This is a genomic window from Bacillus sp. LQ16, from assembly GCF_057784645.1.
Genome location: NZ_CM173491.1, coordinates 2,610,447 through 2,622,867, shown reverse-complemented (window position 1 = coordinate 2,622,867; position 12,421 = coordinate 2,610,447). Strand labels below are relative to the sequence as shown.

10 protein-coding genes and 2 pseudogenes are annotated in these 12,421 nt (G+C 32.0%); 2 read left to right on the top strand and 10 right to left on the bottom strand.

All coding sequences use genetic code 11. From position 1 onward, the window contains the following. Positions 1-124: 124 nt before the first annotated feature. The 7 genes from AC3EMB_RS13050 to AC3EMB_RS13020 form a co-directional block, all read right to left on the bottom strand. Positions 125-2,263, bottom strand: a complete 2,139-nt coding sequence (locus AC3EMB_RS13050; protein ID WP_089171145.1) for a penicillin-binding protein — start codon at positions 2,261-2,263, stop codon at positions 125-127. A 287-nt stretch (positions 2,264-2,550) separates the two neighbouring features. Further along, entirely contained in the window at positions 2,551-3,150 is a 600-nt protein-coding gene (locus AC3EMB_RS13045; protein ID WP_016081416.1) for an undecaprenyl-diphosphatase, read from the bottom strand. Between the two features lie 246 nt (positions 3,151-3,396). Continuing rightward, on the bottom strand, positions 3,397-4,386 hold the full coding sequence (locus tag AC3EMB_RS13040; RefSeq protein WP_048564730.1) for a zinc-binding dehydrogenase: 990 nt from the start codon (positions 4,384-4,386) through the stop codon (positions 3,397-3,399). 106 nt (positions 4,387-4,492) lie between these two features. After that, positions 4,493-5,908, bottom strand: a complete 1,416-nt coding sequence (locus AC3EMB_RS13035) for a HAMP domain-containing sensor histidine kinase (protein ID WP_243168465.1) — start codon at positions 5,906-5,908, stop codon at positions 4,493-4,495. Further along, entirely contained in the window at positions 5,905-6,579 is a 675-nt protein-coding gene (locus AC3EMB_RS13030) for a response regulator transcription factor (protein ID WP_089171143.1), read from the bottom strand. Before AC3EMB_RS13030 ends, AC3EMB_RS13035 begins: the two co-directional genes overlap by 4 nt. 12 nt (positions 6,580-6,591) lie before the next feature. Continuing rightward, positions 6,592-7,122 (bottom strand): hypothetical protein, encoded by a 531-nt coding sequence (locus AC3EMB_RS13025; protein WP_016081420.1) that lies wholly within the window; start codon positions 7,120-7,122, stop codon positions 6,592-6,594. Between the two features lie 98 nt (positions 7,123-7,220). Continuing rightward, positions 7,221-7,736 carry a GrpB family protein gene (locus AC3EMB_RS13020; RefSeq protein ID WP_488517750.1) on the bottom strand — a complete coding sequence of 172 codons (516 nt, stop codon included), beginning with the start codon at positions 7,734-7,736 and terminating at the stop codon, positions 7,221-7,223. 127 nt (positions 7,737-7,863) lie between these two features. On the opposite strand from AC3EMB_RS13020, the gene AC3EMB_RS13015 reads away from it, so the two are divergent. Next, a complete protein-coding gene (locus tag AC3EMB_RS13015; RefSeq protein WP_098852804.1) occupies positions 7,864-8,745 on the top strand; it encodes a protein kinase domain-containing protein in 882 nt (293 codons plus the stop codon). Between the two features lie 79 nt (positions 8,746-8,824). Beyond that, a pseudogene (locus tag AC3EMB_RS13010) lies at positions 8,825-9,013 on the top strand (WGxxGxxG family protein); the annotation flags it as partial. A 463-nt stretch (positions 9,014-9,476) separates the two neighbouring features. Here AC3EMB_RS13010 and AC3EMB_RS13005 read toward each other — a convergent pair. The 3 genes and pseudogenes from AC3EMB_RS13005 to AC3EMB_RS12995 form a co-directional block, all read right to left on the bottom strand. Beyond that, positions 9,477-10,427, bottom strand: a complete 951-nt coding sequence (locus AC3EMB_RS13005; protein ID WP_001170283.1) for a nucleoside hydrolase — start codon at positions 10,425-10,427, stop codon at positions 9,477-9,479. Positions 10,428-10,586: 159 nt separating this feature from the next. Continuing rightward, a pseudogene (locus tag AC3EMB_RS13000) lies at positions 10,587-10,979 on the bottom strand (NUDIX hydrolase); the annotation flags it as partial. Between the two features lie 792 nt (positions 10,980-11,771). Continuing rightward, a complete protein-coding gene (locus AC3EMB_RS12995) occupies positions 11,772-12,152 on the bottom strand; it encodes a hypothetical protein (protein WP_000450247.1) in 381 nt (126 codons plus the stop codon). Positions 12,153-12,421: the final 269 nt, after the last annotated feature.

Sequence of the window (12,421 nt, the reverse complement as noted above, 5' to 3'; positions counted from 1 at the left end):
TTTTTTGTTTTAGTAACTGTTAAGTATTTTATTTATTATTTTTTCTAAAAAATACGGTGCGTGAAATTACTCATAAATTTTTAAAAAAGAACCTATTGGATATAGGTTCTTCAACAAGTTTGAATTAATTCGTATTCGCCTCTGTTAACGGTTGTAACGGCGGTTCTAATTCTAGTTCCAGTGTATCTCCTTCTTGTAAATTTTGTCCTTTTTCAATACTTTGGCTCGTTACATAACCTGTACCAGAAGTTTTCAAATCTAATTTCAAAAGCTTAGAGAAATACATAACATCACGCATGGACCAACCTTTTATATTTGGCATTTGTGCGTTATTCCCTAATAAAAATATACGATCCCCTTCACTCATGACCTCGCCAGACTGTGGATATTGTTTTATTATTTTTCCTTCTCCTAAAATTATTGGCTGTAGCTTCTCTTTTTCTACACTTTTCTCTGCTGTACCCATCGATTGATTTACATAATTTTGTACTTTTAATTGAGATTGCTTCGTTGCATCAGCTATTTGTTTTTCTGTATACGGTTTCACCTTTAAATATTCAAGGCTGTTTTTTATAACAGGTTTAAATATTTCAGCAAGAGGCTGAGCTCCATACTCATCTCCTTTTAACTTTGGCTGCTTAATAGCTAAGTATACGATTAACTCCGGATCATCAATTGGAGCCATTCCTAAAAAGGAGAAAATGTAATTCTCTTTCCCTTCCATATATCGGCCGTTTTCAGGATTCGGGATTTGTGCTGTTCCTGTTTTACCTCCAATTGGATAACCATCCACTTTATACATTGTACCAGTTCCTTTTGAAGATGTTATGACACGCTCCATTAAGCTTCTAACTTTGTCCGCTGTTTCTTTTTTTATCGGATTCCCAATTTCTTTCGGTTGATTTTCCATAATAACTTCTTTGTTTGTTGGATTTACAACTTTATCAACGATATATGGTTGCATCATTTTCCCGTCATTTGCTATAGCAGTAGCCGCTTGGATTAATTGAATCGGAGTTACTGTAGAACCTTGACCAAAAGAAGTTGTAACCTGTTGAATTTGTGTATTTAATAATAAAGTATTTTTCCTTTCTCCAGGTAAATCTATCCCTGTTTTTTGATTGAATCCAAATTTATTCATATATTGCTTAAATTTATTTGGTTTCAGTAACTGATCTTCTAAAATAGAAAAAGCTACGTTTGATGACCTTTCAAATCCTTCATCAAATGTAATTGATCCCCATCCAAATCCACCATTATGGTCTTTTATATCAGATGAACCAACGGAATATTTTCCAGATTGAAAATATTCTTTTCCGTTATATACACCTTCATTAATGGCAGCTGCTAACGTAAAAACTTTCATTGTTGAACCTGGTTCATATGCATTTGCAATCGGGTCATTTAAAAAGTATTCGATATCACCTACATTAGGATTGTAACTAGGTTTACTAGACATTGCTAACACCTTTCCTGTTTTTGGATCAGCAATAATGCCAATTAACATAGAAGGATCATAATGTTCTTGCGCTTTGTTCATCGCTTCTTCTAAAAAGCTATTAATTTGTTTATCAAGCGTTAAATATACGTTATTCCCATTTTTAGCTGGTTCTACTTTACCTATATCATTCGTAAGCGGAATCCCCCTTCGTGTACCCACATATTCTATATTCCCGTTTGTAGAGCGCAAATATTTATCCAAACTCTTTTCAAGCCCAAACTTCCCTTCCGTATTCCCTTTATCATCTGGTCTAGCAAAACCAAGTATATAGGATGCAAAGTCTTCATTTGGATACACTCTTGCTTTTTCCGACATAAAAGATACACCTGGTATTTTTAAATCATTAATTTTTTCCTTCTTTTCCCTAGATAAGTTCCGACCAATTTTCCCAATTTCAACTTGCGTACGCCCTTCATGAAAGTTTTTTAATACTTCTTCTTTATCAATTTCAAGCGCATCGGCTAATTGTTGTGCGGTTTCATCTTTATTTTTCACTTTATCTTTTCCTTTTAAATTCACAACAACTCGATATGTTGTAGAATCTTGTACTAACACCTTTCCGGTTTGATCATAGATAGTGCCACGATTCGCTTCTAAAACACCTTTTTTATTATGTTGTTCATTCGCGAGATCCTTTACATTCACATTATGCACGACTCCTACTGCCTGAATATAGAATATACGCAAAATCATAATAAGAAACAAAACAATAAAAGCAATCATCATATATCGAGCGCCTTTATTCGTTTGAAGTTTTTGCATATTTATCTCCTTTCTTTTTGGATTGATTTATACGAAGATATGGTTTGAAATTTGTAGTTTTTGTTTGCAATACTATATGTTTCGAAGTTTTCTTTTTAATTCCTTTAAAACAATGCGAAACTGACTATTGTTATTTTGTGTCTTTATTTTTTTATTTAAAATACGGTGCGTGAAATTTCTGAATATTAATTAGTACAACTTGATTACAGAGCACTCTAAACTCTTTTCGTATTTCCTATAAAAAAATTCCCCTCTGGATGTCCAAAGGGGAACTTTTTATAGGAAAATTATGCGATATGGTTATATTTCGCTAAGAAAGGAATTCGTCTCGCTACTAATGCATACATTTTGAATACAAGTTTCGCTATTGGTTCAAACATACGTGTACTTTGCATTACTAAAGCACTCGTAATAAGTGTTAAGAATGCTGCACCAAGTATATCTAAAGGATAATGAACACCTACGTACATACGTGATATACCGACTAGTACTGCCCATAATAGCGCGATATATTTCAGTTTTTCTCCTCTAAGAATAAATACGAAGGCGATTGAAAATACAAGTACAGAATGATCACTAACGAATGATGAATCTGCTGCATGTGGTACTAATTGATGTACATCATGTGATACGAACGGACGCGGATGGTAATATACCGCGTGTATAAGAACATTTACTAATAATGCAATAATAACCGAAAGCGTCGTATATAAAACTGTATATTGTTTTCTAATTGCTTTCTCTTTCTTTCCATTATTAAACCATAAGATAAGCATAAATAGAATGGCTACGTATGCAGCGCTATTTGTAATAGCAACCATTAGCGTATCTAATAGTTTGGATGAACCAGCAAAATTATTAAACCACTGAAATACTGTGTAATTCATTAAACTCTCTCCTTACATACAAGTGTTCTTGATTTACACAGTATACAATACCATTATGAAAATAGGCTTAAACTTTTTTCATCTAATTCTCATTTTACTATTACTCATGTGACAATTATAAAACAAATTTTATACGCTATTTATGTATAAAGCCGGTAAGCCTTTATAATAAGGCGGTTCGTATTTTTTCTTGTTTTGGATACATAACATGTTCATTTAAATATACTAATTGCAAAATCATATTTTTTAATTCATTTGAAGTACAATATTTCCGAATTGTTCTCCAATCTCCATACGGCTTAGCGCACTAATTGCTTCTTCTAACGAGTAAACTTTATCAATAATTGGTTTAATTTGATGTTTTTCTATAAACTTTATCATCTCATTAAATTCCTCACGGCTACCCATGGATGTTCCCATAATATCAATTTGATTATAAAATAATGCGCGTAATGGTAATTCAATTTTATCTCCTGAGCTTGCACCAAAATTCACGATTCTTCCATTTGGTTTTAATACATCAAAATATTTCAAAAAAGTTGCCGGACCTATACTATCTATTATTAAATCTACTTTTTCACCTTGTAAGCTCTCTCCCCAATTTCCGGCACTATGAAACGAAATATCTGCACCATATTTTTCAGCAAGTTCCATTTTATTCTCTACCCTTGAAGTAACACTCACTTTTGCGCCGATTGCTTTCGCGAATAACATGGAAAAAGTAGCAACACCACCGCCTATTCCCGGAATTAAAACGTGTTCGCCGCACTTCAATCTACCTTTTGTAAAAAGCGCTCTATATGCAGTTAATGCGGATAAAGATAAAACACCTGATTCTTCCCAAGTAAGATATGACGGCTTTTCTACTACATTTTCAGCTGGTACAATTACATATTCAGCAAACGTTCCATCTTTTGGTCCACCTAGCACTTCCGGTAACTCCGGTACTTCAGTAGCATGTTCCCATCCAATACTAGGATTAATAATAACTTCTGTATGTAGTATGTTATCAGAAACACCATTTCCAATTTCCGTAACAATACCTGCACCATCTGATCCTAAGATTAAAGGTAATTGCATTTCTTTTCTATTATTCATAATAAATAAATCCCGATGATTTAAACCTGCTGATTTTAATTTCACTTTAACTTCCCCATCATTAAGTGTTCTCCCAGGTGATATTTTATATTCTACACCGTCAAATCCAGTTTTATATTGATGTACGATAGCTTTCATTATTATTCCCCCTTAATAATTTTAATGTACTAGAAATTTCGAAATAAACAAAATGATTTGATCGTAAAAAAAGAAGGAATGCAAAAAGCATCCCTTCTTTGATTGCTTATTTTATTATACACGGTAATGTAATCGTAACGATTGTTCCTTCATTTTCTTTACTCTCTATTTGAATATTTCCGTTATATTTTTCTACAAGTCGTTTGGCAATAGACAAGCCTAGCCCGTTACCACCTTGTTTTCGACTTCTCGCTTTGTCAACTCGGTAAAACCGATTAAGAACAAATGGTAAATCGGATTCAGGTATTCCCGCTCCATGATCTATTACACAAATTTTAACTTTCCCTGATTGTAAACTAGATTCTATGCAAATATATTTATTAATCTCTTTTGTATACTTAACTGCATTATCCATTATGATAATAATAATTTGTTCTAAGTAAGATGATGGCATTGACACATAAGCTGCATCATCCCCAAATTTCATATCAAATTGAAAATCACTTTGAAGTACTACAAAGTTTTGTGTAACATGTTTTAATACGCTATTTACATGTACTGGCTCAGCTGCTATTGGATGCAATTGTTCAGATTCAGCTCTTGATAGTTCTAGCAATTCTGAAACTAATTTATTTAAACGATCTACTTCCTTTAAACTAGATTGAAGAGATTTATCTAATACTGCTGGATCACTTTTCCCCCATCGATTTAACATCGCTAAGTGCCCATGAATAATTGTTAACGGTGTTCTTAATTCATGAGATGCGTCTTCAACAAACTGTTTCTGTTGTGTAAAAGAAGTTTCTACTTCATCCATCATCTCGTTAAAAAGAAGTGCTAATTTTGCAAGCTCATCGTTATTTTCTCGTACTGGAACTCGTTCATTTAGTCCATTCTTCTTAATACGTTTCATCGTATCTGTTATACTTTGGACACTTGATAATAGTTTCTTCGTTATAAGTATCCCGCCTAAAAAACTAAATATCAATCCGAATATTCCAGCAATAACCATTACCACTAAAATAATTTTTAATAAATGATCAAATATCTCTAGGTTTTTCGTAAGTTCAATAGTGCCAGTAAAGTCTTTCGTTTTAATTGGTATGCGCTTAACTAATATTCGATCTTCTAAATGCCTTTTTATAAATGACTCATCTTTTATAACCTGCTTCGGTTTTACCCACGTTTCATTAAAATCTCGTGAAACAGTAATAATCGGCTCCCCATTCATGTCAATAATACGAATCATTTGATGCTTATCAATCATATTGTTTAGAAACTCTTTACTATTTTCAAATGTTTTACTCGAAAGGGTATCATTTTTATCTTGGAAATATGCTGCTATTTCCGTCACTTGCCTATTTATTTGTTTCTGTTCATAATCTATAGTCCACTTATTAATTACAATAAACTGCAATGCACTATATAAAATGAATAAAATAAATACTAGTGTAGTGGACCAAAGTGTTAGTTTCCACTTTATAGGTAGATTTCGAATTCGAAACACAATATTTTTTATCATTTCATTATATATCCCGCACCACGGACTGTTTGGATATACTCCTCCTTATCTACACTATGTAACTTGTTTCGCAAATAACGAACATATACATCAACGATATTTGTCTCAACAATTGCACCATATCCCCATACTTGGTCCAATAAAATATCACGAGTAAGTACGCGATTAATATTTTTCATAAACATAAGCAATAACTCGAATTCTTTATTTGTAAGTTCAATTTCTTCATTTCCTTTAGTTATAGTTCGAGATTCAATCTGAAGTTGCAAATCTTTGAATGTAAGAAATGAAACCTGCTTGTTTTCATTATGTTCTTCTCGTCTAAATATCACTCTCATACGTGCTAACAGTTCTTCAATTGCAAATGGTTTCGGAAGATAATCATCAGCTCCACTATCTAAACCTGTCACACGGTCCATAATACTATCACGAGCAGTCAGCATAATAATAGGTGTATTTTTAGTAGCTCTTAGTCGACGACATACCTCTAGTCCATTTAATCCAGGCAGCATTAAATCCAGCAATATGAGATCGTAATCCTTTTCAAGTGCTGCGCTTAATCCTTTTCTCCCATCAAGTTGTATATCTACTTGATACCCTTCATATTTTAGTTCTAATTCTAAAAAATCTGCTAAACTTTCCTCATCCTCAATAATTAAAATGTGTTGCAACAGTAGTTCCTCCTAGACGATTAAATGAATAAATAATCCTATTCCAAAAATAATTACAATGATTTGATGCACTTTTTTATACATCACAAATTTTTCTTTATTATTTATTCGCTGTAAATAAAACCCAACAATCCCTAGTACAATTATAGCTAATAGAGAAAATATACCACTGTATATGAGTAAAATATGACGACTCCCTTTTATTAAAAAATAAACACCGTGAGTAATCGTAACAGCTATTACAGCGTAACCAATTAATACATGAAACTTTTTGGCGAATAGATATATTTCTTTAACTTTTTTAAATCCTTGTATATTTTTATTCTTTAAAAACAACCATATATGCCGTAAAAACCATAGTGAAGCAGCGATAATCGCCCCATATTCACCAAAAGAGCCTAATTTTTTATTTAATCCTTTTACATTCAGTGCATTGCCGTACATAACATTAATAAATAGCAATTCTACACTACAAATAATAATAGTAATGCCTATAATTTTAACACACACATGCAAATATTTATTTCTTAATATCTTCTCCATTTTATTTAATCCCCTTACTAATAAAGGCTTTGTAACAAGCAGTCTATCAAATAAAAAAGAAAAGAACATGAGAAAAAGATTAAAATAAAATGAGAATATCAATTACTATTGATTTTTTTAGCTAACTTTATTATATTTTGAATAAACGGCGCTTTCGCCTTTGTATATGAGACACGATCAAAAGCATATGTAATAGCATGCCTCTCTTTTAATTCTCTATATTCTTTACGTGCCCATTCATGGCTTATTAGAAAGTCACGAAATAAAATATTGTTTCTCCACTCATCACTATTATAAATATAAATATGCAAATGATGAGTACCGGCTCTCCATTTTCCCTTTCTAAAAAAACGCCAATTGATTGCATCTTTTGGAACAAACTCATATCCAATTTCCGATAGAATTTCAATCCAGTTTTCAGTAATTTGTAAGTCTGTTACGCCAATCATCATATCAATAAGAGGTTTAGCTCCTAATCCTTCTACTGCAGTGCTTCCTATATGCTCAACAGCAATTATTTCTTGTCCTAACAAGGAACAGAATTTCTCTTTTTCTTTTATATACTCTTCAATCCAGTCTTTTTGATATGCTTTAATAACAATTTGTTTGTCCATTGTATTCACCTCTTTATAAATGTTTATCATTATATTTATAAAGTTTTATATTATTAGCATAGGATTTCCATAAAATATGTCGAATAGTGGAATGTACAACTTAATTATATTAAATGTGAGGTAATCTATGAAAGAAAATTCCGTGGAAATTCAGTTAAATAACGTAACATTCCAATTAAAAGAATATCATAATTTTGATTGGCTTATTAAATTAGGGACCGTATTTGCAGTTTTTGACCAGCAAGACTCAGGTAATATAAGTTTTGGTGTAGAAAAAGATGGGCATAAGAAATTTATTAAATACGCAGGAGCACAAACAATTGCATTTGAAGGAACAACGGGTCACGCTATTAAAAGGCTAAAAAATTCAGTTACTATCTATGAAGATTTAAAGCATGAATCGCTCATAAGACTAATTGATCATTTTCCAGTTCAATCTGGATATGTATTAATTTTCGATTGGTTTGATGGTGAATGTCTTCATTCGCATTGGAGTTTCCCACCTCCTGAGAAATATAAAAATCCAAACTCTCCATTTTATAAATTTAGACATTTATCTGCTATAGAACGAATTCATTCCTTACATTCCAGTTTTTCTTTCCATACTTATGTAGAAAAGAAAAACTATGTAGCAATAGATTTTTATGACGGTAGTATTCTATATAATTTTAATACAAACGAGACAAAAATTTGTGATATAGATTTATACAGTAAGAAACCTTACATAAATAAAATGGGCCGGCTATGGGGTTCCTCCCGTTTTATGTCACCAGAGGAATTTGAACTAAACGCTATAATTGATGCAAGAACAAATGTATTTAATATGGGAGCAATGGCTTTCTCACTTTTAGGCGGCGAAAAAGATCGTTCTTTTATAAAATGGGAAGCAAGTAAGGAATTATATGAGGTAGCGTATCGTGCTGTAAATAAAGATCGCGCAGAACGGTATGCATCAGTTACAGAATTCTACGAAGCGTGGTTAAAAGCAGCTAACGCAGAAAAGATATAACCCTAAATTATTAAAGGAAATATAGAGTTTATACTATTATCATGTATATTAAAAATGGTTTTATGAACGTTTCGTACTAATTACAACTCGAGTTAATGACTATAACATGAATAGAGTTAATAATGATGTGAGAACTCGAAATGTAAATACGACAAATGATTTAAATGATAATCAGAATAAAAATAATAATTGGGCTTGGCTTGGTTTATTGGGACTACTAGGATTATTTGGTCTTAGAAAAAAAGACAAAGATCCAGAAACATGTTAATGTAGAACATTGTATTTAATTTTAAAAGATATTTATTTATCAAAAGAATGCAAAATGAATCGCCTTTAATAAGGCGATTTTTTATTTTTTAAAATCAATAACAATCACAAAAAACGGATGCAATTAATCGGAAACAATGAATTTCTTAACTTAATAGTAATAGAGCATTACATCTATTGGACAAACTACGCTCCTTTTTTATACCTTTTCTTCACTTACCCATATCTTATATTTTGTGTAACTAATTTAAATGCTACAGCCCTTGATATTCATAGCTTCATAACACTTCCTCTTTTGAGTTACACAACACATTAAAAATGAGTAACTGTATAGAATGGGGTAGAATAACATAGTCATCAAGTTAAAAGTTTAATGTACCAACAATTAGGAAGCTTTGTATGTTAGAGAATTTCAACCTAAAAAAGTCGGATTCCTATACGTTAAGTAAAGTGAATAAAGTCTGTTACACTCTCTTCTTTAGGAACGTTTCCATAATATCCTTCTTGAACCATTCATAATCAAACTGAAAAGCTACATTATGCGTTTTATAGCCTGGATTAGTAACAAAACGAAAGTCTGCAATGCTTTGACCAAATCCTTCCCCTTGATCAGGAATTACTTTAATGGGTACCCTTGAAAGACTAACAGCCTCTTGATTCAGCAAATACCACACCGTTACAAAATCATGCATAGGACTTCCACTTATACCAGGATTAGACTTGGAGTAGAAATTATAATAATAATCTAACATAGGTTTGATGATGAGTCCTGCAAGATCCTGTGTATTCCGATGAAATGCATCAATTTGTTGGACCATTTCGGGTGTAACAATCGCATGTTGAGTCACATTTAAAGGAATAATCGTCAAGTTCTTTGCATGCTGTAAAATTAAGTTTGCTGCATAAGGATCTGCGTAAAAATTAGCTTCAGCCACAGCAGTTACGTTACCTGGATAGAAAAAAGCTCCCCCCATGCAAATGCATTCTCTTACATTTCGCATTGTTTCTAAATTTAATACAAAAGTCGTAGCTAGCGAAGAAAGTCTTCCTAAATTGATAATGGTAAGATCTTCTAAATTTGATTCTATAATTTGATAAATATCATTTAAAGGATAAACTGGATATGAAATTTCAGGTGGAATAATAGGTCCTAATCCAACTTTTCCATGTACCTCAGGGAAATACTGAATTAATATACCTGTCAACGGTACAGAAGCACCAAGGAATACAGGTATTTCTTCTCTTCCCGCAATGTACTTTAAATAGTTTATATTTCTTATTACATTTTCTCTTGATACATTTCCATAATCGGCCACAATTCCTACAAGTTGAATGTCTTTACGAAAAAAGATGTACAGTATAGCAAAGGCATCATCAATCCCTAAATCTGTAAACAGGAGAACCTTTTTTTGCATATCTCTTCCTCCAAAAAATTTATAGAATTCTACTTTCACCAATGATGTAGTGATTAGACTACGCTTGTATATATATTTTTTATGTATTCTTAAAGAAGGGATTCTATTCACTTGAAATAGCTTTGCTCATCTAAATTTGATTTTATGTTCTTAAGTCGTTTGGTCTATTGGGACGTATTTTAAATCCAAAGTCTCAATACCATCTACAGTAAGTTCTCCACCAATTGGCTTACATTGAAAACAATGAGTGATAGTCTGAGCTTTATCTCCGTTCGGAAACTCACCAGAATATTTAGAATAGACACCTATAAGATGTTCAACTTCAACATTTAATCCTGTCTCCTCAAATATTTCTCGTTTAGCGGTTTCTTCTAGAGATTCTCCAAGTTCCATAGCACCACCTGGAAGACCCCATTCATTTCTATCTCCCCGTTTTTGTAAAAGAATTTCATTTCGTTCGTTATAAACAATACCTCCAGCAAAATTAAGAAATATTAAATCATGCCCTACTTTTCCCCGGATATAACGAATGTAGTCCTTATTTGTAGTCATAAATTCCCTCCTAATTTATATATAAAATACAAATTAATTATATATAAAGATAGAAGAAAATAGTAACAAAAATGATAATATTCCTTATTCTCATAAGGGATTTGCCCTTTACTTTTTATCAATCTATGCGTTTATTAACCATTTCTATTTTAATACCTTCATTTCCTAAATCCCCTTTCAAAATAAAGAGACCACCATTTCTTAAAACAATTTTATCGCAGTTCTAAAAATTGGTGTCCTCTAGTTTTCTAGCCGGACTATATTCTATTTTCAAGCCCATTTCTATCTCCCCATGAATAAAACTCAATGTTCTGTTTATACTACAACTACATCTAGAGACACATCACTGTTTAGAGCGGCTAGGTTTTGTTAGCTGCTCTTTTGTATTTTACACAAATAAAATCAATAACTCAGCATATAATATCTATGTAGCTAGACTATTACCTCTGTATCGAGCAGTTAGGCTGGGCTAAATGCTCTTTTATTTATGACAAAATAAAACTTTTAAACAAAATTACTTTCGTATAACATTTTCAATCTCGCTTACACTATAACTGTAACTTTAAATTACACATCTATTACTTGTAGGGCCTAATTTTCTTTTGTGGAACAGGTGGTTAGCTCATAAAGTTAACCACTTTGTTGCGTTAAATATTTTTTATTTCTCAATACTTAATACCTGGAATTATTTCTAATTTATTGGTATTAAGTATTGACATTGATTTTCCTCATTTGCAATTTTTGAAAAGGCCTTTTCTCTCATATCAGGCTCTTTTATTTATTAAAAAAAGATTATTTTATATAGATTACTATAAGCATCCATAAAGCCAAAGCACCAATGATAGCGAGTACTATACGTGTTGATAGTATCCTTACTTCAAAGTCTGTTTTCTTGGAGGGTTCAGGATATGCAATTATGTAAATTCCCTTTAATAATGCAAGCCATGCAATAACCGTTAGGAATCCCTGCCAGTTGAATACCCATACATTATGTAGAATTACAGTACCTAATCCTAGGAAAATCGATAGAAAACCATACATAATACCAAATCCTCTGTCTTCAACCACTAATTTTTTTAAGTCACGTAGCACAGATGGACGGACGAAAAGTATTCCCGATACGATAACCGTCATCCATCCCCAGAACAGCCCTAAAAAAGTACTAGTTTCCATTATTATTTCACTCCCCTCAATTATATTTATATTTCAGATATTCCTTCCTTTAGAACAATTCCAGCACTTTTCACATTTACAATAACTAAATATCCCCATCTTACCAGTTTTAAAATCTTCATTGTCATGACTATTAATTTAATTTACCCAACCAATTTCCTAATATAAATTAATTCCTTTCCTCTCGAAGATATTCTTTCTATTCCCACCCTCTTAAGGATACCTTAGAAAATATTTCTAATTATTGTAACGTGGTAGCTTGTTTTTCT

Coding starts and splice junctions, on each gene's coding strand:
- AC3EMB_RS13045 (WP_016081416.1), bottom strand. CDS start 3,150: ATGAATTACACAGTATTTCAGTGGTTTAATAATTTTGCTGGTTCATCC.
- AC3EMB_RS13005 (WP_001170283.1), bottom strand. CDS start 10,427: ATGCAAAAAAAGGTTCTCCTGTTTACAGATTTAGGGATTGATGATGCC.
- AC3EMB_RS13020 (WP_488517750.1), bottom strand. CDS start 7,736: ATGGACAAACAAATTGTTATTAAAGCATATCAAAAAGACTGGATTGAA.
- AC3EMB_RS13025 (WP_016081420.1), bottom strand. CDS start 7,122: ATGGAGAAGATATTAAGAAATAAATATTTGCATGTGTGTGTTAAAATT.
- AC3EMB_RS12995 (WP_000450247.1), bottom strand. CDS start 12,152: ATGGAAACTAGTACTTTTTTAGGGCTGTTCTGGGGATGGATGACGGTT.
- AC3EMB_RS13040 (WP_048564730.1), bottom strand. CDS start 4,386: ATGAAAGCTATCGTACATCAATATAAAACTGGATTTGACGGTGTAGAA.
- AC3EMB_RS13035 (WP_243168465.1), bottom strand. CDS start 5,908: ATGATAAAAAATATTGTGTTTCGAATTCGAAATCTACCTATAAAGTGG.
- AC3EMB_RS13015 (WP_098852804.1), top strand. CDS start 7,864: ATGAAAGAAAATTCCGTGGAAATTCAGTTAAATAACGTAACATTCCAA.
- AC3EMB_RS13050 (WP_089171145.1), bottom strand. CDS start 2,263: ATGCAAAAACTTCAAACGAATAAAGGCGCTCGATATATGATGATTGCT.